Genomic DNA, 22,422 nt, shown 5'->3' with positions numbered 1-22,422 from the left:
TCAGGAGACTCCCAGTGCCGAGACGACGACGTCGATGAGTTTGATGAAGACGAACGGTGTCACGAGGCCGCCGAGGCCGTAGATCAACAGGTTGCGGCGCAGGACCTCCGCAGCGCCGGCCGCGACGAACTTGACCCCGCGCAGTGCGAGCGGGACCAGCCCGACGATGACCAGCGCGTTGAAGACGACCGCCGAGATGATCGCCGAACGTGGCGACTGGAGGTCCATCAGGTTCAGTTCGTCGAGCGCCGGGAGCACACCGGCGAACATCGCCGGGATGATCGCGAAGTACTTCGCGACGTCGTTCGCGATCGAGAACGTCGTCAGGGCGCCGCGGGTGACGAGGAGTTGCTTGCCGATCTCGACGACCGAGATCAGCTTCGTCGGGTCGGAATCGAGGTCGATCATGTTCCCGGCCTCCTTCGCCGCCTGCGTGCCGGTGTTCATCGCGACGCCGACGTCGGCCTGGGCGAGTGCGGGGGCGTCGTTCGTCCCGTCGCCGGTCATCGCGACCAGTCGGCCGCCCATCTGCTCCTTGCGGATCAGGGCGAGCTTGTCCTCCGGTGTGGCCTCGGCGAGATAGTCGTCGACACCTGCTTCCTTGGCGACGGCGGCGGCGGTGAGCGGGTTGTCGCCGGTGATCATCACCGTCCGGATCCCCATCTCGCGGAGTTGCACGAACCGCTCGACGAGGCCCTCCTTGATCACGTCCTTGAGGTGCACCACGCCGAGCATCCGGTCACCGTCGACCACGACCAGCGGGGTGCCACCGGATCGGGAGATCTCGTCGACGGCGGTGGTCAACTCGGGCGGCGTCGCCCCGCCCATCGCGTCGACGTGGACGCGCATGGTGTCTGCTGCGCCCTTGCGCAACCGTCGACCGTCGGGCAGGTCGACACCCGACATGCGGGTCTGGGCCGTGAACTCGACGAGTTCGGCGTCGGCCGGCAGCGTGATCTCGGGTCGACCGAGTTCGCCGGTCGCCAACGCGACGATCGAGCGGCCCTCGGGGGTCTCGTCCGCGGCACTGGACGCGATGGCGGCATCGGCCAGTTCGTCGAGGGTCACTCCGTGCACGGGGACGAGTGCGACCGCTCGACGGTTGCCGTAGGTGATCGTGCCCGTCTTGTCGAGCAGCAGCGTCGACACGTCCCCGGCGGCTTCGACGGCACGCCCGCTCTTGGCGAGCACGTTGCGCTGGACCAGGCGGTCCATGCCGGCGATGCCGATCGCCGACAGCAGACCGCCGATCGTCGTCGGGATCAGGGCCACGAGCAGTGCGACGAGCACGACCACGTCCTGTTCGGCACCGGAGAAGATCGCGAACGGCTGGAGCGTCACCACGGCGACGAGGAACACGATGCTCAGCCCTGCGAGCAGGATCGAGAGCGCCAGTTCGTTGGGCGTGCGCTGGCGCTCGGCGCCTTCGACGAGCGAGATCATCCGGTCGAGGAACGTCGAGCCCGGCTCGGCCGTGATCCGCACGACGATCTCGTCGGACAGCACCGTCGTGCCACCGGTGACCGCCGAGCGATCCCCGCCCGACTCGCGTACGACGGGTGCCGACTCACCGGTGATGGCCGACTCGTCGATCGTGGCGATGCCCTCGACGATGTCGCCGTCGCCGGGGATCACCTCACCGGCCGTGACGACGACCTCGTCGCCGATGTGGAGGTCGTTCGACGCGATGTCCTCGACGTCACCGTCGTCGTTGCGTCGTCGGGCCATCGTCTCCTTCTTCGCGTCACGCAGGCTGGCCGCCTGGGCCTTGCCGCGCCCCTCGGCCATCGCTTCGGCGAAGTTCGCGAAGAGCACGGTCAGCCACAGGAAGACCGAGATCAGGCCGTTGAACACCACGACGTCGGTGTCGTCGCCGAGGTCGCGCAGGAAGATCAGGGTGCACAGGACACTGCCGATCTCGACGACGAAGATCACCGGGTTGCGGATGAGCTCGCGGGGGTCGAGCTTGCGCACGGCGTCACCGATCGCCGGGCCGACGATGGCGGGGTCGAAGATCGAGCGGGTCGGGAGCGGGTGTCGCTCACGGCCGCCGTCGCCCGGTGCGCGTACGGGTTCGCCGGCATCCTGGTCCACGGGTTGGATGGTCGTCTGGTCGATCATGGTTTCTGCTCCGTCCATCACAGTGAGAGGTGTTCGACGATCGGTCCGAGCGCGAGCGCCGGGAAGAAGGTGAGGCCGGCGATGATCGCGACGACTCCCACGACGAGGCCGCCGAACAGTGGCCCGTGCGTCGGGAACGTGCCGCTCGACTCGGGCACCCTCGGCTTGGCCGCCAACGATCCGGCGAGGGCGACGGCCGGGATGATCAGGAAGAACCGGCCGACCAGCATCGAGACCCCGATCGCCCCGTTGTGCCACGGTGTGTCGGCGGCGAATCCGGCGAACGCCGAACCGTTGTTGTTGCCGCCCGATCCGTAGGCGTAGAGCACCTCGGTGAGTCCGTGCGCACCCCCGTCCTGGATCGACTCACGGGCAGATGCCCAGACGACCGAGACCGCCGCGAGGCCGAGCACGACCACCGGCATCGCGAGCAGGTACAGCATCATCAGCTTCATCTCGGCGGCCTGGATCTTCTTGCCGAGGTACTCGGGTGTGCGACCGACCATCAGACCGGCGATGAACACCGCCAGCAGGGCGTAGACGAACAGGCCCATGAAGCCGACGCCGACACCGCCCGGGCTGATCTCGCCCAGGAGCATCGAGAGCAGCGCGATGCCGCCACCGAGCGGGGTGAAGCTGTCGTGCATCGAGTTGACCGACCCGCTGGACGTGTTCGTCGTCGCAGCAGCCCACGCCGCCGAGGTGGTCGAGCCGAAGCGGACCTCCTTGCCTTCGAGGTTGCCGCCACCCTGGTCGAACGAGATCGACTGATCGACGCCTCGTGCATCGAGGGCGGGGTTGCCACCCGCCTCGGCGAGCGTGGCCACACCGGTGGCGGTCAGCAGGATCGTGCACATCACGGCGAGCAGCGTCCGGCCTTGGCGGCGGTCGGCGACCATGCGTCCGTAGGCGAGCGGGAACGACAGCGGGATCAGCAGGATCATCACGTACTCGACCAGGTTCGACCACCCGTTGGGGTTCTCGAAGGGATGGGCGGAGTTGACGTTGAAGAACCCGCCGCCGTTCGTGCCCAACTGCTTGATCGACACCTGACTCGCGGCGGGTCCGCCGGGGATCCGTTGCAGCCCGCCCTCCAGGGTGGTCACGGTGGTGTTGCCCGAGAGGTTCTGGACGACGCCGGTGACGACCAGCACCACGGCTCCCACGATCGCCATCGGCACGAGAATGCGGGTGAGCGACCGGGTGAGATCGACCCAGAAGTTGCCGATCGTGTCGGCACGAGCCCGGGAGATCCCCCGGATGATGGCCACGGCGACGGCCATGCCGACGGCCGCCGACACGAAGTTCTGGACCGTCAGTCCGACCATCTGGGTGAGGTTGGACATCGTCGACTCCCCGCCGTAGGCCTGCCAGTTCGTGTTGGTCACGAAGCTGACCGCAGTGTTGAAGGCCAGTGCGGGCGAGACCGACCCGAGTCCGTTCGGATTCGCCACGAGTGACCCCTGCGTCCGCAGCAGCACGTACAGGAACACGAAGCCGACGACACTGAACGTGAGGAGCGAGCGGAGGTACGCCGTCCACGGCTGCTCGCGGGTGTGGTCGATCCCGCAGATCCGGTAGACCGCCCGGTCGATCGGACCGAACAGCCACTCGCCGGCGGTCGGTCCTCCCGAGTGGACGGCGGCGAGGTGACGCGAGGTCAGCGGGACCAGGACCGCGAGGATCGCGGCGAACAGGACGAGTTCGACGATCGAGGCGGCGGGCACGTCAGAACCGCTCCGGGGCGATCAGCACGGCCACCATCAGGACGACGAGGAGGACGCCCACCACGAGTCCCACCCCGTTGTCGTACGCGGCGCCGATCATCGCGCCACCACCTCGTCACGGGCGGCGACGTCGGCGGGTGACGTGTCGCCCGTCGTTCCGACTGCCTGGCCGACGCCGTCGGCTCCGACGATCGCCCGACAGAGTCGCACGTAGGCGAAGGCGACCGCCATGAACCCGGCGAACACGAGGGAGAAGATCACGTCGTTCATGGATGCGATCCAACACGGCGCCGGCACCGTCCGCTCGGCTCCTGACGACCTCGTTGCGGCCCGATGGCCGATCCTGACGCGAATCACACGCGGCGAGGTCGCCGTGTGAGTCGGCACGGACGGATCTCGCGAGAGGGCCGAGACCGTGCTCCGCGGGCTCCTCCCCCGCTCCGTGACCATTCCGCGTGTGCGCACCACCGTGGCTCCGGCCTCGGCTCGCGTTAGCGTCACGAGCCGTGACGGTGGAGACGGGCATGCGCGGGTCGGCAACGTTGGTGGTCGAGCAGGTCGACACGGCGTCGGCGATGCGATCGGGCGACGTCGACGTGCTGGGTACACCCCGGCTGATCGCGCTGTGCGAGGAGGCCACCATGACCGCACTGAACGGCGCCCTCGACGCCGACCACTGCTCGATCGGGATGCGGATCCGCGTCGATCACCTCCAGCCGACACCGGTCGGTGCGTCGGTCACCGCCGATGCCGTACTCGACAAGATCGACGGCCGACGCCTCACGTTCACCGTGTCGGTGTCGGACTCCGGCGGCCTCGTCGCAGCCGGCAAGATCACCCGCGCCGTCGTGGATCGTTCGACGTTCCTCGACAAGTGCTGCTCCGCCTGAACCGACCGACAGCTCGGCGATCCACCCGCCTACAGTTGGCTCGATGAGCGAGGGGAACGCACCGCCCGACGCGCCCCCACGTGTCCACCGCCTCCACTGGTGGAAGGAAGCGGCGATCGTCATCGCGTTCTACGTCGTGTACTCGTGGATCCGGAACCGGTTCGGGTCGAACACGATCGCCGACGACGGCGTTCCCCAGGCCGCATTCCACAACGCCGAGCGGATCATCCGGATCGAGCGTGCGATGGGGCTGTTCCACGAGGAGAGCATTCAGGAGCTGTTCCTCGCCCAGCGCTGGTTCATCCAGTTCTGGAACGTCTACTACGGGACGTTCCACTTCTTCGTCACGCTGGCGGTGTTCATCGTCCTCTTCTTCAAACGCAAGGACGTGTTCCCGCAGTGGCGCAACACGTTGGCGGCGATGACCGCGCTGGCGATCATCGGCTTCGCGTTCTTCCCGCTGATGCCCCCGCGCCTGCTCGACCAGCCGTGCCCCGGCGCCAACACCGTCGAATTCGGCGGTGCATGTGTCGAAAGTGAGCTGCGCCCGGGCCCCGAACTGACCTTCGACGGGACGAACGGATTCGGGTTCGTCGACACGCTGAGCGTGTACGGCGGGCCCTGGCGCTTCGACTCCGACGAGGTCGCGTCGATCTCGAACCAGTACGCAGCCATGCCCAGCCTGCACATCGGCTGGTCGACGTGGTGTGCCCTCGCGGTCTGGCCGTTGCTGCGCCGCAGGTGGACCCGAGCGGCCGTGCTGCTGTATCCGCTGGCGACACTCTTCTGCATCATCGTCACGGCGAACCACTTCTGGCTGGATGGAGCGGGCGGCCTGCTCGTCTTCTCCGTCGGCGCGTTGATCGGGTGGGGCTTCCACCGCTGGAACCAGAACCGGCTCGACCGACGCGACCTGCTCAACACGATGCTCACCGAACGCTCCGGTAAGGCACCCAAGCGGTTCCGGTTGAGCTCGGTCGCCTCGGAGATCATCGACGACGTCCAGGGCGACTACGACGACGAACATCGCCGCCCGCTGGTCGACGACGCATCGGCGCCCGACCCGCCGCGTCCGCCCGGCTGACTCTCCGCCACTCCCGCCCGCACGCTGTGCCACGCATGTGATCGTTCGGGGTCGTAACCTGGATCGCAATGAGCCAGATGCGTCTGAACCCTCTCAACGGGCGTTGGGTGACGATCGTGCCGGACCGCGCCGAGCGGCCGAGCGACTTCGCACCCCGTGATCCCAGCGACGACTACAACCTCGACCGCCCCTGCCCCTTCTGCCCGGGCAACGAGGAGGAGACCCCGCCGGCGTTGGAGACGATCGACGAGGACGGGAGTTGGTCGATGCGCGTCATCCCCAACCGGTATCCCGCGTTCGACGGCGACGACGCGTTCGCGGTCCACAACATCGGGCCGGTCCACGTCAAGGCGGAGGCCAGCGGCATCCACGAGGTCTTCGTCTACGCCGCCGACCACCAGGGTGCGCTCCACGAACTCGACGACGAGCACGCGACGCAACTGATGCAGGTCCTCAAGCGTCGCCTCGCCGAGCACGCGGCGCTGCCGTTCGTGCGCTACACGCAGGTGATCGTCAACCACGGTCGCGAGGCGGGCGCATCGGTCGAGCACCCGCACGGCCAGATCCTCGGTCTGCCGTTCGTTCCGAGCGAAGTGCTCGACGAGGAACGCGCCTTCGCACGCTTCGCGGGAGGGTCACTCCTCGAGACGACCATCGCCGCCGAACTCGCCAACGACGACCGTGTCGTCATCCAGAACGACGACGTCGTGGTGATCTGTCCGTGGGCCAGCGGCGTCCCCTACGAGATGCTGATCGTGCCCCGCGAGCAGCACGCCCACCTCCCCGACGCCTCCGATCGATCGCTCGCCGCTGTCGGGATCGCGCTCCGCGACGCCGTCGCACACCTGAACAAGGCGCTGGGCGACGTGGCGTTCAACCTCGGGTTGCACACGGCCCCGCACCAGCACAGCGGCGACTACCACTGGCACCTGCACATCTGGCCACAGATCACCACGCAGGCCGGTTTCGAACGCGGGACCGGCGTGATGATCAACATCGTCGCGCCGGAACAGGCCGCAGCCACACTGCGCTCGGTCAGCGCACCCGTCTAGAGGGTCGCTCGAACCTCACCGAAGTCAGGTCGAGGGAGGTCGGGTTCCTGCCAACCAGACCATGCTCATGGGGCCGATGTCGAGGAGGGCGCTCGATGGTTGCCCTTGCCAGGGTTCGTGGTCGGTGGCGACGACGGGTCCGAGCGAGCGGTGGCCGCTCCCCCACCATGCGGCGGCGTCGGTGTCGAGCGCGAGTTCCCACTCCCCGTTCCAGGGAAGGCCGACCCGGTAGCCAGGCCGCGGGACCGGCGTGAAGTTCGCGATGCACGCCACGGCGTCGGCGCCGTGGTCGCCCCAGCGGAGGAAGGCGAACATCGAATGAGCGGCGTCGTCCGCGTCGAGCCACTGGAAGCCGGCGGGGTCGGAGTCGCGCCGCCAGAGCGCCGGGAAGGCGTCGGCCGATCGACTCATCTCGGCGAGTACGTCGTGGACGCCGCGGTGCGACGGATGGTCGAGGAGGTGCCACGGCAGGCCCGTCGCAACGTTCCACTCCTGCCACGGTGCGAGTTCGGCACCCATGAACAACAGCGGTGAGCCGGGCATCGCCCACTGCCACGCGAACAGTGTGCGCAGGCCCGCGAACTTCTGCCAGTCGTCGCCGCCCATCTTGTTCAGCAGGCTGCCCTTGCCGTGGACCACCTCGTCGTGGCTGAGCGGCAGCACGAAACGTTCGTTGTACGCGTAGATCTGCGCGAAGGTCAGTTCGTTGTGATGGTGCGCACGATGGACCGGGTCGTGCTCCATGTAGCCGAGCGAATCGTGCATCCAGCCGAGATTCCACTTGTGGCTGAAGCCGAGACCACCCTCCGACACCGGTCGTGTGACGCCGGGCCACGCCGTCGACTCCTCGGCGATCATCAGGACATCGGGGAACTCGTCGCCGACGACGGTGTTCGTCTCCTGGATCAACCTGATCGCCTCGAGGTGCTCGCGGCCGCCGTGCTCGTTGGCGATCCACTCGCCCTGCTTGCGTGAGTAGTCGAGGTAGAGCATCGACGCGACCGCGTCGACGCGCAGCCCGTCGACGTGGAACTCGTCGAGCCAGTACAGAGCGTTCGCGATGAGGAAGTTGCGGACCTCGTTGCGGCCGAAGTCGAAGACGTACGTACCCCAGTCGGGGTGCTCACCGCGGCGCGGGTCGGCGTGCTCGTAGAGCGCCGTTCCGTCGAATCGGCCGAGGCTCCACTCGTCCTTCGGGAAGTGAGCGGGCACCCAGTCGACGATGACGCCGATGCCACGGCGGTGCATCGAATCGACGAAGCGGCGACAGCCGTCGGGATCCCCGAAGCGGGCGGTGGGGGCGTAGTAGCCCGACACCTGGTACCCCCACGAACCTCCGAACGGATGCTCGGCGATCGGCATCAGTTCGATGTGCGTGAACCCGAGACGTACCACGTGCTCGCCGACCTGTTCGGCGAGTGCATCCCAGTCGTCGACGCCGCGTCGCCACGAACCGAGATGGACCTCGTAGACACGCATCGGCGTCTCGCCCTCGAGGGTGCTGCTGCGGGCAGCCATCCAGTCGTGGTCGTCCCAGTCGAACGCGTCGAACGACGGCACCACGCTCGCATCGCTCGGCGGCGCCTCGGTGCGGCGCGCCATCGGGTCGGCCTTGCGAACCGTCCGACCCTGCGCCGTGGTGATCTCGTACTTGTAGCAGTCGCCCGTCGCAGCCTGGCTCGCCACCGACCAGATGCCCGACGTCCCTGCGACTCGGGTCATCGGCTCCGGCTGCCACTCGTTCCAGTCGCCCACGACGGCGACCGCGGTCGCGTTCGGTGCCCACACCGAGAAGAAGGTCGGTGCCGACTTCTGCTCTCCGCGCCCGGGACGCTGCGGCCCCAACACCTCCCAGAGACGTCGATGGGTTCCCTCCCCGAACAGATGGAGGTCGAGTTCACCGATGTACTGATCGTTGCCCGGCATCGAGCCCCACAGTACCCGGCCGTCCGTTCGCACTGCGCCGACGCGGCCACCCCGGTCGCTCTCGTCTTCCCCCGGTGCGAGCTACGTCGACGTCGCACGAGGCGGGTTACAGTCCGCTCGTGCGCGTGCTGATGCTGAGCTGGGACTTTCCTCCGCGCTCCACCGGTGGCAATGCAGCCCACGTCCACGGCCTGAGCCAGGCGCTCGCCGACGCCGGCCACGACGTCGTCGTCCTGACCCCGGCCATGAGGCGTCCCGACCCCGCCGTCGCGGACGTCGGACGCGTCCGAGTTCTCCGGGCCGACGTCGGACTCCCCCACATTCCCGACGATCGGCAGCTCGCGATCGCCGCGTCAGCGAACCATGCGCTGACGCAGGCCGTCTTCGATGCCGGCTCGCCGCTCTCGGGCTGGAGGCCCGACATCGTGCACGGTCACGACTGGCGCGTCGGCTGGGCCGCCGACACCGTCGCTCGGCACCACGACGTGCCGTTCATCCTCACGATGCACGGCACCGAACGCGTCCGTCACGGCGGCAACCTCCCGGAAGGCGATCCGACCGACGTCAACTCCATCGAGTGGTGGCTCGCGTTCCGCGCCGACCGGCTCGTCGCATCGACGCGCTTCATGGTCGACCAACTCGTCTCCACCTTCGAACTCGCTCCCGAACAGGTGGTGCGCGTGCCGAACGGGATCGATCCGACGCTCTGGGCGGGTCACGACCGGCCGACCGACCGCCAGCCGTTGATCGTCTCCTGGGGGCGGGTCCAGTACGAGAAGGGCTTCCAGGTCCTCGCCCGAGCGATGACCACGCTGCGCCATCGCGTTCCGGACGTGTCGTGCGTGATCGCAGGTCGAGGGAGCTACCTGCCCGAGCTGCAGACCCAGATCGACGTGGAGGGCGTGAGCGACCTGATCGAACTGCCCGGCTTCGTCCATGACGCGGCGCTGCGCCATCTCGTCCAGCGGGCCGGATGTGTCGTGCTCCCGTCGCTGTACGAGCCGTTCGGCCTGGTCGCACTCGAGGCGCTCGCAGCCGGCGCGCCCCTGATCGTCGCCCGCACCGGAGGACTCGCCGAGCTGATCGTCGACACCGACGCCGGCCTCACCTTCGAGCCCGGCAACCCCGACGACCTGGCGGACTGCGTCGAACTCGTCCTGCGCGATCCGGCTCTCGCACAGCAGCTGACCACGAACGCCCAACGGCTGATCGAGACGAAGTACTCGTGGGGAGCCATCGCCGCGTCGGTCGTCCACGTCTACGACGACGCGACCGGTCATCGCATGCGCTGACACCCCTGGCACGCCTCCGGCAATCGTTCACACGGCCGAAATCCTGTTCATCCGGACCGCGTTACGATCGCCGGACGATGCGCCCGACCCACCAGTTCAACGTCACCAGCGAGATCCCCGACGAGCTGTCGGTGCTCCCCGCGCTCGCCGCGAACCTGCACTGGGCATGGGATCGCCAGCTCGCTGCGGTGTTCGACCGCATCGACGGCCGACCCGTCGACGAGTCGTGGCGGCGAACGGGTCAGCACCCCACCGACCTCATCCGTCGCACCGATCCCGCCCGCTGGCAGCAGCTGTCGACCGACGGCGATTTCGTCGCCCAGGTCCGAGACGCCAAGCAACGCCTCGACGACGCCCTGCAGGGCGGCACCTGGTTCGGCGACCGCGCCGGCACCGACGGTTCACCGTTGCGCAGCGTCGCCTACTTCTCCCCCGAGTTCGGGATCACCGAGGCACTCCCGCAGTACTCGGGCGGTCTGGGCATCCTCGCCGGCGACCACCTCAAGGCATCCTCCGACCTCGGCATCCCGCTGATCGGCGTCGGGCTGCTCTACGCCGAGGGGTACTTCCGTCAGCGGTTGAACGCCGACGGATGGCAGGAGGAACGCAACGAGGCGATCGATCCGAACGCTCTCGGCATCGTGCCCACCGGCGTCGTCGTCGAGGTCGAGCTCGCCGGTGTCACGGCCAAGGTGCAGGTGTGGCGCGTCGACGTCGGGCGCATCGCGCTCTACCTGCTCGACACGAACGTGCCCGGCAACCCACCCGAGATCGTGTCGATCACCGACCGTCTCTACGGTGGCGACGAGCAGCACCGGCTGCGTCAGGAGATCGTGCTGGGCATCGGTGGAGTGCGTGCGCTTCGTGCGCTCGACCTGGCGCCGCAGGTGTTCCACATGAACGAGGGTCACGCGGGCTTCCTCGGTCTCGAGCGTGTGCGGGAATGGGTCGACCGAGGGCTCACGTTCACCGAGGCGATCGAAGCGGTGCGTGCCGGCGGCGTGTTCACCACCCACACCCCGGTCCCCGCCGGCATCGACCGCTTCCCCCGCGACCTGTTCGAGCGGTACTTCGCCGACTTCGCCCCGCTCCTCGGCATCACCTTCGACGAACTGTTCGCGCTCGGTCAGCGAGCCGACGAACCCGACGGCAAGTTCAACATGGCGGTCATGGGGATCAACCTCGCCTCCTACCGCAACGGGGTCGCCGCTCTCCACGGCTCGGTGGCCCGCGAGATGTTCAGCGGTCTCTGGCCCGACGTCCCCGTCGGCGAGACGCCGATCGGCCACATCACCAACGGTGTCCACGCTCGCACCTGGGTGAGCGACCGGGTCGACGAACTCCTCTCGGGCGCGGTCGGTGAGCACTGGCACCTCGCCGACGAGTCCGAGTTCTCACGGATCCGCGAGATCGACCACCACGCGATCTGGTCGGTCCGTCGACAGGGTCGCCAGGAGCTCGTCGACCTCGTCCGCGACCGGCTCGGACACGACCTCCTCGATCCCGACGTGCTCACCATCGGCTTCGCGCGTCGCTTCGCCACGTACAAGCGCGCCAACCTCCTCCTCGGACAGCTCGACCGACTGAAGGCCTTGGTGCTCGACGCCGACCGTCCCGTCCAGTTCGTCTTCGCGGGCAAGGCGCATCCGGCGGATCATCCCGGCAAGTCGCTGATGCAGCAGATCCACCACATCACCCGCGACGCCGACATCGGCCACCGGTTCGTGCTGATCCCCGACTACGACATCGGCGTCGCGCGCACGATGTACCACGGCTGCGACGTGTGGCTGAACACGCCGCGCCGTCCGATGGAGGCCTGCGGAACGAGCGGGATGAAGGCGGCACTGAACGGGGTGCTCAACTGTTCGATCCTCGACGGGTGGTGGGACGAGATGTCCAACGGCACCAACGGATTCGACATCCCGTCCTTCGAGGACGACCACGACGACGTCCGGCGCGATCAGCGCGAAGCCAACGCCACGTTCGAGGTGCTCGAGCGGCAACTCGTCCCGCTCTACTACGCCACCGACGATGCCGGTGACGGCCTGCCGCACGGCTGGATCGATCGGATCAAGGACAACTGGATCACGCTGGGCTGGAACGTCATCGCCGGCCGGATGGTGCGCGACTACACGACGGCGCTGTACGAACCCGCGGCACGAGGTGCCGACATCGCCGTCGCCGACGACGCAGCGTGCGCCCGCGAGCTCGCAGCCTGGCGAAACGGCGTCACCTCCGTGTGGCCGAAGGTGACCGTCGCCGTCGATGCGGCATCCGAACTCGACGACGGTGTGGCCGGCGACCGACGGACCGTCTCGGCAACCGTCGACCCGGGAAAGCTGCGCCTCGACGAGGTCATCGTCCAGATCGTTCACGGACCCCTCGATCCGTCGGGGGCGGTCGACGACAACCGGATGCAGACGGTCACGATGTCCGGCGACGGCACCGGCCGGTTCACCGGCGCCTTCACACCGACCGGTGCCGGCCCCTGGGGCGTCGCCGTGCGGGCCATGCCGTTCCACATGGCCCTCAGCAGCCCCGTCGAAACCGGCCTCGTCACGCTCGGCTGAGGTCTCCGTCCGAGGGCGTCCCGCCCCAACTCCCCCGTCTGTCATCCGGTGTCAGACACCGAATGACAGCTCTGTAGCCTCGCCTCGGATGAGCGTGGGACGAGACACACGGGTGCCCGTCGTTCCCCCGGTCGACGGCCGACCGTCGTCGTGGACGATCCTGCTCGCATTCGGCGGTCTGAACGGCACGCTCGCGGCCGGGTACGGCGTGCTGTTCACCATCGTCGACGACTACCAGCGCGAGTACGACATCGGGCGCAGCCAGATCGGGATCGTCATCGGCATCGGGTTCCTCGCCGGTTTCGTCTCCCAGATCGTCTTCGCACCGCTCGCCGATCGTGGCCACGCCCGCAAGGTCGTCGTGGTCGGGGTGCTCGTGAGCGTCACCGGCCTGCTGCTGATGGCGGTCGGAACGAGCCTCCTGCCCATCCTGATCGGGCGGATCATCAACGGGTTGGGGGTGGGAGCAGCCACCCCGGCGATCCGGCGCATCGTGATCCTCGCCGACCCCGAGAACCTGGGGAGCAATCTCGGTCGCCTGCTCTCGGCCGACGTGTTCGGCTTCGCCATGGGTCCCGCCATCTCCGCTGTGCTGGTCGGACCTGCGGGGATCCCCTCGCCGTTCGTCGTGGTCAGCGTGTTCGCCCTGGTGCTGCTGCCGTTCGTGGCGCGGGTGAAGGTCGACGAGACCGAGACCCACCTGCGTCCCAAGAAGCGACTGGCGTTCGACCTGCTGCGGATCCGACCGTTCGCCGGAGCGACGGTGCTGGCCGGGGTCACGTTCATCATGATCGGTGGTTTCGACGCCCTGTGGTCGCTCGTGCACGACGAACTGGGAACGTCCGAGTGGATCGCGAACCTCGGGATCACGCTCTTCGCGCTGCCGCTCGTCTTCCTCGGTCCACGCGGCGGCCGTCTCGCCCAGACCTTCGGGCCGTTCAGACTCGCGGCGATCGGGCTGTTCGCCGGCGGCGGATTCCTGATGGGCTACGGCCTGCTCCCCACAGGTGGACTGATCTTCGCGCTCGCCATGTGCCATGCGCTGTCCGACGGCCTCACGATCTCGGCCGCAGGGGTCGCCGCCGGCATGGTCATCCCGCAGGACCGCCAGGCCGGAGCACAGGGGATGCTCGGCGCCTCCCAGGCTCTGATGGCCGGGATCATGGCCGTGGTGACCGGCTTCGTCTACGAGGAGTTCGGTCGGACCGTGGCCTACGGCGTGATCGCCGGTTCGATCTTCGTCGTCACGGCGATCGGACTCTGGCTCGCCAGGGATGCCTGGTCACTCAAGCGACCGATCGAGCGCATCGCCATCTGAGATCGAACTCCGAACTGCGTCCCGCGGGAGCGTGGGCGAGCAGCCTCACCGGCCGGTGAACGTGGCCTTGCCCGGACCGTGTTCGAGGAAGCTGGCCACGCCGATCTGGCTGTCGTCGGATCGGAACACCTCGACGAACCCGTCGCGCTCCATCGCCAACCCGTCGTCGAGCGACGTCTCGATGCCGTCGTCGATCAGTCGCTTGGTGATGCCCTGCGCGACGAGCGCACCCCTGGCCACCTCACCCGCGAGCGCGAGCGCTCGGACGTGCAGTTGCTCCGGAGCCACGACCTCGTCGGCCAGACCGATCCGCAGTGCTTCGTCGGCCTTCACCTGCCGACCCGTCAGGCACATCTCCTTCGCCTTCGACGCACCGACGACACGTGCGAGGCGCTGCGTCCCACCGCCTCCCGGGATGATCCCGAGCAGGATCTCGGGCTGACCGAACACCGCTCGCTCGGATGCGATCCGGTAGTCACACCCCAATGCGAGTTCGCATCCGCCTCCGAGCGCATAGCCGCTCACCGCGGCGATCACGAATCTCGGAAGCGCGGCGAACGCACCGATCGCATCGTGGAAGAGCGGCCCGATCTCCGCAGCCTCGTCAGGCCCACCGAACTGTGAGATGTCCGCTCCCGCGGCGAAGATCCGGTCGCCGCCCGTGATCACCACGGCGCCGGGCAGATCCGCGGCCAGGTCGTCGGCCGCCTGCTTCAACTCGCCGAGCAGCTCCCGTGACAGCGGATTGACCTTGCCGTTGGTCAAGGTGACCACGGCCACTCCGTCGTCGCGTCGTTCGAGCGTGAGCAGTTCGTAAACCATCGTCACAGCCTGTCAGACCGGGACGTCCACCACCCGGTCCGGTGAGACTCCCTCGCACCCAGGCCGACCCGAACTCACCACCAACCCCGTCCCCACCCCACCGGTGAGACTCCCTCGCACCCAGCCCGACCCGAACTCACCGCTACGGCGGGTGGTCGGGTCAGGCGAGGCCGGCGAGCATCTCGTCGGCCGCGGTCCAGGGGTCGGTGATGCGTTCGGCGACCTCGTCGGTCAACTCGTCCCACCGATCGCCGGTGCAGATCTGACGGGCCTTGCGACCGAGCCGCTGCGCGATGATCTCACGGAGTTCCTCGCGCAGTCGGAACGTACGGCGTTCCTTCAGCAGTCCGGTCGACTCGGAGAACTCCCGATGCTCGAGCACCGTGTTCCACAGGTCCTCGACCCCCGCACCCGTGGTCCCCACGGTGTCGATGATCGGTGCCCGCCACGCTTCGTGCGCGATGTCCGACAGGTCGAGCATCTGCATCAGGTCGCGTCGAGTCTCGTCGGCACCCTTGCGATCGGACTTGTTGATCACGAAGATGTCGGCGATCTCCATCAACCCGGCCTTGTTGGCCTGCACGCTGTCGCCCCAGCCCGGATTGACGACGACGATCGTGGTGTCGGCCTTGCCGGCCACCTCGACCTCGACCTGCCCGACACCGACGGTCTCGACGAGGATCCACTTCCGTCCGATCGCATCGAGTGCTCGCACCGCTTCGGGCGTGGCGAGCGACAGCCCGCCGAGATGGCCGCGGGTGGCCATCGATCGGATGAACACGCCGGGATCGGTCGCATGGTCCTGCATCCGGACGCGGTCGCCGAGGATCGCTCCGCCCGTGAACGGCGACGACGGGTCGATCGCCAGGACGGCGATCTCCAGATCCATCGCACGCAGGTGGGAGATGATCGCCGACGTGAGCGTCGACTTGCCGGCACCCGGCGCGCCGGTGAGCCCGACCGTGTACCCGCCACCCGACAGCGGGTAGGCGAGTCGACCGATCTCGCGCGCTTCGTCGTCACCACGTTCGATCAGCGACAACAGGCGTGCGAGCGATGCACGATCACCGTCGAGCGCCGACTGGAAGAGTTCGGGAGCGGGCGGTCGCTTGCGGGCCATATCGCTACAGAGTCAATCGGATCGAGTGGGGTCGGACCCAATCAGACGACGCAACGACCACACTCGACGACGACGAGTCGGTGCGACGTCCCGACAAGGAGGACGCGCCGGTCGAACGGTCGCCCGGGCTCAGGCCAGAGGGCTGCGAACGGGCCCGTTGCCGATGGCGGCATCGAGATCGCGAGCGGCGATGTCGATCACTTCGGTCACGCCGTCGACACGGTCACGCATGATCCGTTCGATTCCGGCCTTGAGGGTCTGGGTGGAGGCGGGGCAGCCGACGCACGCACCGGTGAGTTCCACCTCGACCACGCCGGTCTCCTCGTTCACCGCGTGCAGGATGATGTCCCCACCATCGGCCTGGAGGGCGGGGCGGATCACTTCGATGGTGGTTTCGACCTGTGCGCGCATCTCGCAGACCATTCAATCAGCGGCGGTCGTACGATCCATGACGTGATCGCCACGCTCGCAGCGCTGCTCGCCCATCAGGGCGGATGGGACGAGGCCCTGCTGATCGCCGGCCCGATCGTCGCGATCGCCGGGTTGCTGATGCTCGCCAAGAAGCGGGTCGACGCCGCCGCCGAGGAGACCGCGAACAGCTCCGATCCGGACTGACGACACCCCGAATCGTCGCCCGTCAGACCCGCTCGATCGACGCACCGACGGCGCGCAGGCGACCCACGAGATCGTCGTACCCCCGATCGATGTGGTGCACTCCCGAGATGCGCGTCTCGCCCTCGGCAGCGAGGCCGGCGACCACCATCGCGGCGCCTGCTCGGATGTCGTGCGCCTTGACTCGCGTGCCCGTCAACCGGGGAACCCCGCGCACCACCGCATGGTGCCCGGTCGTGCGGACGTCGGCTCCGAGCCGTTGGAGTTCCTCGACGTAGCGGAAGCGGCCCGGGTAGAGGTTCTCGGTGACGATGCCGACTCCGTCGGCCACGGCGAGCATCGTGATGACCAGTGGCTTGTAGTCGGTGGCGATGCCCGGATACGGCAGCGTGGCGATGTCGATCGAACGGGCGCGACCTTCGGCCACGACGTGGATGCCGCTGTCGGTCACCGTGATGTCGAGGCCCATCTCGCCGAACCGGTCGAGCAGCATCGTCATCTGGTCACCGCGTGCGCCGACGATGTCGAGTTCTCCGCCGGCCACGCTGCAGGCAGCCAGGTAGGTGGCCGCCTGGATCCGGTCGGGGCACGTGCGGTGCGACACCGGACGGAGGTCACGCTGGTCGACGCCCTCGATCCGGAGCGTGGCCGTGCCGATGCCGTCGATCCGAGCGCCCATGGCCACGAGGAACTCGCACAGGTCGGAGATCTCGGGCTCGCGGGCACAGTTGTCGATCGTGGTCACACCGTCGGCGAGGACCGCCGCAGTCATCAGGTTCTCGGTCGCCCCCACACTCGGGAAGTCCAGCGTGATGTCGGCGCCGTGGAGACGGTCGGCACGCGCCTGGAGGTACCCGTCGCTGAACTCGAACTCGGCACCCATGGCTTCGAGACCGGCGATGTGCATGTCGATCGGGCGGGCACCGAAGTCGTCGCCACCGGGCATCGACAGCTTCACCTCGCCGCACCGGGCGAGGAGCGGCCCGAGCACGTTGATCGACGCACGGATCCGCTCGACCAGTTCGTACGGGGCGACCGGCACGATGTCGCCGGTGTTGAGCAGGACGAGTTCGCCGGGCGAGGGGCGTGACATCTCCACGCCGATCGCCGCGAGGAGGTCGCCCATGATCGCCACGTCGACGATGTCGGGAACGTTGCTCAGTTCGTGCGGACCGTCGCACAGGATGGTCGTGGCCATCAACTTGAGGACGGAGTTCTTCGCTCCCGGGACGAACACGGTGCCCGACAGCGGGCCGTTTCCACGGACGAGGATCGTCTCCTCGCCGGAGCCAGGGTCGGAGCGACGGTCACAGGCGGGTTCGGACACGACGTCGGACTGATCGTGGAGGGGGTCGACGGACGTGTTCACAGCCCACCAGTATGCTCCCGGCGTGAAGCCAGGTGGGCGCATGGTGACCCGTCGGTGGCCCAACGACTCCGAGCATCGCGCAACCATCGGCGCCGAGCGAGTCGATCTCATCTCCGAGCGGGAGGTCGAGCGGACTCTCACCGGTGACGGCGAGAAGATCGTGTTCGCCCAGCGTGTCGGCCCCTTCGTCACATACGAGCGCACCGTCGAACTCCCTGCGGTGTCCGACGGCCACTCGAAGATCGTCGAGCGGACCCGCTATCGGTTGGCGATCCCGTGGTTCGGCTGGTTGTTCGGCCCGCCGGTCCGAGCGGTCGTGTCCCGCAGACTGAAACCGAAGGGCTGGTGGACTCCACCCGACGAGGTCGACGCCACCCAGGTGCTCGTGATCGGCCTGCTGGCCGCAGCGTCGATGTCGGCGGCGTTCATCAACACGATCTTCACCCAGACCGTCGGATTCGCGACCGACGACTTCGGGATCAGCGAAACCGCCAAGGGCGACGCCGGCTCGATCGTGCGTGCCGGCATCGTGTTCGCGCTCCCGGCGGCGGTGATCGCCGACCGCATCGGCCGGCGCCGAGTCCTGGTCGCCGTTGCGTTCCTCGCACCGATGCTCACGATGCTCGGTGCGGCGGCGCCGAACTTCCCGTTCCTCGTCGCGACCCAGACACTCGGTCGACCGATGGGCATCGCTCTGGCGTTCGTGATCGGCGTGATCGCCGCCGAGGAGATGCCGAAGAACAGCCGGGCGTATGCGATCAGCGTGCTCGCGATGGCCTCGGGGCTCGGCGCGGGTGTCGCCGTGATGTCGCTCGGCCTCGCCGACATCAGCGAGGGCAGTTGGCGCCTCACCTATCTCGTGTCGGCGATCTGGCTCGTGGTGGCCGTCGACCTGATGCGACGGCTCCCCGAGACCCGTCGCTTCGCCGCCGAGGCCGCTCGGGTCGATCGTCCCAGCAAGCCACCTCGACTCGACCGCAAGCGTTTCGCACTCCTGGCCACCGTGGCGTTCGCCGGCAACGTCTTCGTCGCTCCGGCCAGCTTCTTCCAGAACACCTACCTCGAGGACGTCCGCAACTTCAGCGGCGGCCAGATCGGCCTCTTCTCGATCCTCGTCGGCACGCCGGCCGGCATCGGCCTCATCCTGGGCGGGCGTTTCGCCGACCGGCACGGACGCCGCCGGTTGATCAGCGTGGCGCTGCCCGTCTCGGTCCTCGCGATCATCGCTGCGTTCTCGTTCGGTGGGCTCGGACTGTGGGGGTTCTCACTCCTGGCGGGCGTTCTCGGTTCGGCGGTGTACCCGGCGATGACCGTGTACCGCACCGAACTCTTCCCCACCGCCAATCGGACGCGTGCCACCGGCTACGTGACCGCGTCGGCGCTGATCGGAGGCATCGGCGGCCTGAGCCTCGCCGGCCGTCTGATCGACGCCGGCTGGTCCTACGGAGCGACCATGAGCGTGCTGGCGATCGGCCAACTCGTCGTGACCGTCCTCGTGGTCGCCGCCTATCCGGAGACGGCGCACCAGGAGTTGGAGGCGTTGAACCCCGAGGACGACCCGATCGACCTCGTCACGTCCTGATCGCGAACCCGAGCTCGCAGGTCAGGCGACCGAGCGTCCGCGACGCTCGAACGCCTTGACGATCTCGAGCAGGACGAGCAGCGCCACTCCGGCAGCAACACAGATCCCGATGTCGACCGCTCCGAGCGTCTCCAGGTCGAGGAACTCGCGCAGCGGCGTGTAGATCGCCAGGAACTGCAGGGCCGTGACGAAGCCGGCGATGGCGAGCAGCAGCGGATTCGTGAAGAAGCCGATCGAACGCAGCGACTCGGTGTTCGACCGGGTGCCGATCGCCTGAGCGACCTGCATCAGTGCCAGGGTGGTGAAGATCATCGTCTGCCACTCGACCTTGTCGGCACTCTCGTAGGCGAAGCCGATGCCGAGCGACACTGCGCCGATCACGGCACCGATCCACAGCGTCCTGACTCCGAGCCCGCCTGCCCACAGGCTCGCTCCCGGGCTGTGCGGTGGCCGTTCCATCACACCCTGTTCGGCCGGCTCGACGCCCATCGACAGACCGAGCAGGCCGTCGGTCATCAGGTTCAGCCACAGCAACTGCAGCGGCAGCAGCGCGATCGACGATTCCAGGCTCCCGCCGTCAGCGATCAGGAACGGAATCGGCCAGCCCAGCATCACGATGATCTTGCCGAGGTTGCCGGCCACGGCGAAGCTGACGAAGCGACGGAGGTTGTCGTAGATGACCCGCCCTTCTTCGACCGCAGCGACGATCGTGGCGAAGTTGTCGTCACGCAGCACCATGTCCGACGCCTCTTTGGACACGTCGGTCCCGGTGATGCCCATGGCCACACCGATGTCGGCGCGCTTGAGCGCCGGCGCGTCGTTGACGCCGTCGCCCGTCATCGCGACGACCTGGTTCTGCTGCTGCAACGCACCGACGATGCGCAACTTGTGCTCGGGTGACACCCGTGCGAACACCGACACGGTGGATGCCGCCTCGTCGAACTCCGCATCGGTCAGCCGGTCGAGATCGACGCCGGTCAGGACCCGGTCGTCGGTCGAGATGCCGAGTTCGGTCGCGATCGCCTTCGCGGTGAGCGGATGGTCGCCGGTGATCATCACTGGCCGGATCCCCGCACGACGGCACACCGCCACCGCGTCGCGGACCTCGGTGCGAGGCGGGTCGATCATCCCGACGAGCCCGAGGATCACGAGTTCGTCCTCGGCCTCACCGGCGAGTTCCCCCTGGGAACGCTCCACGGAGGGGTCGCCGAACGTGCTGTACGCCACGCCGAGCACCCGTCGACCGTCGGCCGCGAGGCGGTCGTTGGCCTCGATGATGCGCCGTCGCCATTCGTCGTCGATGTCGACGGGCCCGTCGTCGGACCACACACCCGACGCCCGCTCGACCAGGCCGTCGATCGCTCCCTTCACGAAAGCGATCGGCTGGTCCTGGGGAAGTTCGGCGAAGAGTGGCGTCTGGCCGTCGAGCGGCGCGTGGACGGTGCTCATCCGCTTGCGACCCGAGTCGAACGGATTCTCGGCCACGCGGGAGAACTGCTGGCGCAAGGCAGGGACGTCGACACCGGCGTTGGCCGCCAACTGCAGCAGCGCCGTCTCGGTCGGATCGCCGATCAGCGACAGGGATCCGACTTCGTCGGTGTCGGCCTGCGCGTCGTTGCACAGCACCATCGCACCCAGCATCGCCCGCGCGGTGGCGGGAAGATCCTCGGGGGATGGCGTGGCGTCGGCTTCGATCAGGATGTCGTGGTCGGCGACGTCGAGCATCGTCACGGTCATCTGGTTCTGGGTGAGCGTTCCGGTCTTGTCGGAGCAGATGACCGTCACCGAGCCGAGCGTCTCCACCGCCGGCAGCTTGCGGATCAGCGCATTGCGCTTGAGCATCCGCTGCGAGCCGATCGCGAGCGTGAACGTGACCACCGCCGGCAGGCCTTCGGGGATGACCGCAACGGCGACGCTGATCGCGGTCAACACCAGTTCGGATGCCTCCTCTCCGCCGATCGCACCCATCAGGACCACGAGACCGGCCACGCCCACGCCGACCAGGGCGAGCTGCTTGCCCACCTTGTCGAGACGCGCCTGGAGCGGCGTGTCCTCGCCACTCACCCCTTGGAGCAGCGTGGCGATGCGACCGAGTTCGGTGGACATGCCCGTGGCCACGACCACGCCTGTACCACGACCGGCGGTCACCTGCGTGCCGCTGTAGGCCATGCCGCGTCGGTCACCGAGCGGGAGGCTGTCCTCGTCGATCGCATCGGTCGTCTTGTCGGCCGGCTCCGACTCACCTGTCAGGGCCGCTTCCTCGACGCGCAGGTTGGCCGCCTGGATCAAGCGGACGTCGGCGGGCACGATCGACCCGGCGTCGAGCTGCACGATGTCGCCCGGTACCAGTTCGCCGGCGGCCACCTCGGTGGTGCGGCCGTCACGCACGACGCGCACGATCGGCACCGCCATCTTGCGGAGGGCGGCGATCGCCTGCTCGGCGCGGTACTCCTGGAAGAAGCCGAGCAGCGTGAAGAGGATCACGATGGCACCGATCGCACCGGCTTCGAGGTACTTGCCGAGCAGCAGCGACAGGAACGCCGCGCCGATCAGGATCAGCACCATCACCGCGGAGATCTGCTCCCAGATGAGCTTCCAGGGGCTGCTCGACCCGGTGTCGACCAGTTCGTTCGTCCCGTACTCGGCCAGTCGCTCGGAGGCAACGGACGCAGTCAGACCGTCGTCGGTGACACCCAGACGCTCGAGCGCCTCGTCGGGGGAGAGTCGGTGCCATTCGACCGTCGACGTGTCGGTCGGACGGTCGGCGAGCGGCGTGGACGTCTCGGGGTTCAGTTCGGGCATGGCGAAATCCTTTCAGCGCACGGATCAACGTTCGCTGAAGGTCTCTCCGCCCAGAACTCGGACTGGCCGCGCCGGCTCGATGAGCGTGTTGACGACGGGCCACGAGGGATACTCCCCTTCAGTTCCCGGGATGAT

At 68.0% G+C, this 22,422-nt stretch carries 17 protein-coding genes; 8 read left to right on the top strand and 9 right to left on the bottom strand.

Annotation, left to right across the window (positions count from 1 at the left end):
* The 3 genes from kdpB to ABJK40_RS02840 form a co-directional block, all read right to left on the bottom strand.
* On the bottom strand, window positions 1-2,121 hold the full coding sequence (gene kdpB, locus ABJK40_RS02850; protein ID WP_348478064.1) for a potassium-transporting ATPase subunit KdpB: 2,121 nt from the start codon (window positions 2,119-2,121) through the stop codon (window positions 1-3).
* A 17-nt stretch (window positions 2,122-2,138) separates the two neighbouring features.
* Complete coding sequence (gene kdpA, locus ABJK40_RS02845; protein WP_348478065.1) at window positions 2,139-3,848, bottom strand: potassium-transporting ATPase subunit KdpA; 1,710 nt, start codon at window positions 3,846-3,848, stop codon at window positions 2,139-2,141.
* 96 nt (window positions 3,849-3,944) lie between these two features.
* On the bottom strand, window positions 3,945-4,118 hold the full coding sequence (locus ABJK40_RS02840; protein WP_348478066.1) for a hypothetical protein: 174 nt from the start codon (window positions 4,116-4,118) through the stop codon (window positions 3,945-3,947).
* Window positions 4,119-4,354: 236 nt separating this feature from the next.
* Between ABJK40_RS02840 and ABJK40_RS02835 the strand changes: the two genes are divergently transcribed.
* The 3 genes from ABJK40_RS02835 to galT all read left to right on the top strand — a co-directional run bounded on the left by ABJK40_RS02835 (window position 4,355) and on the right by galT (window position 6,874).
* Entirely contained in the window at window positions 4,355-4,738 is a 384-nt protein-coding gene (locus ABJK40_RS02835; protein ID WP_348478067.1) for a hotdog domain-containing protein, read from the top strand.
* A gap of 43 nt (window positions 4,739-4,781) precedes the next feature.
* A complete protein-coding gene (locus ABJK40_RS02830) occupies window positions 4,782-5,822 on the top strand; it encodes a phosphatase PAP2 family protein (RefSeq protein ID WP_348478068.1) in 1,041 nt (346 codons plus the stop codon).
* Window positions 5,823-5,890: 68 nt separating this feature from the next.
* Complete coding sequence (gene galT / locus ABJK40_RS02825; RefSeq protein WP_348478069.1) at window positions 5,891-6,874, top strand: galactose-1-phosphate uridylyltransferase; 984 nt, start codon at window positions 5,891-5,893, stop codon at window positions 6,872-6,874.
* A 24-nt stretch (window positions 6,875-6,898) separates the two neighbouring features.
* On the opposite strand, the gene glgB is transcribed toward galT, so the two are convergent.
* Window positions 6,899-8,800 carry a 1,4-alpha-glucan branching protein GlgB gene (glgB, locus tag ABJK40_RS02820; RefSeq protein WP_348478070.1) on the bottom strand — a complete coding sequence of 634 codons (1,902 nt, stop codon included), beginning with the start codon at window positions 8,798-8,800 and terminating at the stop codon, window positions 6,899-6,901.
* Window positions 8,801-8,919: 119 nt separating this feature from the next.
* On the opposite strand from glgB, the gene ABJK40_RS02815 reads away from it, so the two are divergent.
* From ABJK40_RS02815 to ABJK40_RS02805, 3 genes are all read left to right on the top strand, one after another.
* Window positions 8,920-10,092, top strand: a complete 1,173-nt coding sequence (locus ABJK40_RS02815; protein ID WP_348478071.1) for a glycosyltransferase family 4 protein — start codon at window positions 8,920-8,922, stop codon at window positions 10,090-10,092.
* A 77-nt stretch (window positions 10,093-10,169) separates the two neighbouring features.
* Complete coding sequence (glgP, locus tag ABJK40_RS02810) at window positions 10,170-12,662, top strand: alpha-glucan family phosphorylase (RefSeq protein WP_348478072.1); 2,493 nt, start codon at window positions 10,170-10,172, stop codon at window positions 12,660-12,662.
* Between the two features lie 88 nt (window positions 12,663-12,750).
* A complete protein-coding gene (locus ABJK40_RS02805; protein ID WP_348478073.1) occupies window positions 12,751-13,980 on the top strand; it encodes an MFS transporter in 1,230 nt (409 codons plus the stop codon).
* Window positions 13,981-14,025: 45 nt separating this feature from the next.
* On the opposite strand, the gene ABJK40_RS02800 is transcribed toward ABJK40_RS02805, so the two are convergent.
* The 3 genes from ABJK40_RS02800 to ABJK40_RS02790 all read right to left on the bottom strand — a co-directional run bounded on the left by ABJK40_RS02800 (window position 14,026) and on the right by ABJK40_RS02790 (window position 16,333).
* Complete coding sequence (locus ABJK40_RS02800) at window positions 14,026-14,802, bottom strand: enoyl-CoA hydratase/isomerase family protein (protein WP_348478074.1); 777 nt, start codon at window positions 14,800-14,802, stop codon at window positions 14,026-14,028.
* Between the two features lie 160 nt (window positions 14,803-14,962).
* Window positions 14,963-15,922 carry a methylmalonyl Co-A mutase-associated GTPase MeaB gene (gene meaB, locus ABJK40_RS02795; RefSeq protein WP_348478075.1) on the bottom strand — a complete coding sequence of 320 codons (960 nt, stop codon included), beginning with the start codon at window positions 15,920-15,922 and terminating at the stop codon, window positions 14,963-14,965.
* 129 nt (window positions 15,923-16,051) lie between these two features.
* The gene (locus ABJK40_RS02790) at window positions 16,052-16,333 is read right to left on the bottom strand and encodes a NifU family protein (protein WP_348478076.1); all 282 of its coding nucleotides are present in this window, start codon (window positions 16,331-16,333) and stop codon (window positions 16,052-16,054) included.
* Window positions 16,334-16,375: 42 nt separating this feature from the next.
* On the opposite strand from ABJK40_RS02790, the gene ABJK40_RS02785 reads away from it, so the two are divergent.
* Entirely contained in the window at window positions 16,376-16,537 is a 162-nt protein-coding gene (locus ABJK40_RS02785) for a hypothetical protein (RefSeq protein WP_348478077.1), read from the top strand.
* A 22-nt stretch (window positions 16,538-16,559) separates the two neighbouring features.
* On the opposite strand, the gene murA is transcribed toward ABJK40_RS02785, so the two are convergent.
* Entirely contained in the window at window positions 16,560-17,903 is a 1,344-nt protein-coding gene (gene murA / locus ABJK40_RS02780; RefSeq protein WP_348478078.1) for a UDP-N-acetylglucosamine 1-carboxyvinyltransferase, read from the bottom strand.
* 22 nt (window positions 17,904-17,925) lie between these two features.
* Between murA and ABJK40_RS02775 the strand changes: the two genes are divergently transcribed.
* Window positions 17,926-19,485, top strand: coding sequence for an MFS transporter (locus ABJK40_RS02775; protein ID WP_348478079.1), 1,560 nt, complete (start codon window positions 17,926-17,928; stop codon window positions 19,483-19,485).
* A gap of 21 nt (window positions 19,486-19,506) precedes the next feature.
* Here the strand turns inward: ABJK40_RS02775 and ABJK40_RS02770 are convergent, their stop codons facing one another.
* Window positions 19,507-22,287, bottom strand: a complete 2,781-nt coding sequence (locus tag ABJK40_RS02770; RefSeq protein ID WP_348478080.1) for a cation-translocating P-type ATPase — start codon at window positions 22,285-22,287, stop codon at window positions 19,507-19,509.
* Window positions 22,288-22,422: the final 135 nt, after the last annotated feature.

Origin of the sequence: Ilumatobacter sp., assembly GCF_039969435.1 — a bacterium.
In the GTDB taxonomy this organism is placed as follows: domain Bacteria; phylum Actinomycetota; class Acidimicrobiia; order Acidimicrobiales; family Ilumatobacteraceae; genus Ilumatobacter_A.
The sequence above is the reverse complement of the archived record's forward strand: the minus strand, read 5'-3'. Positions and strand labels throughout refer to the sequence as shown.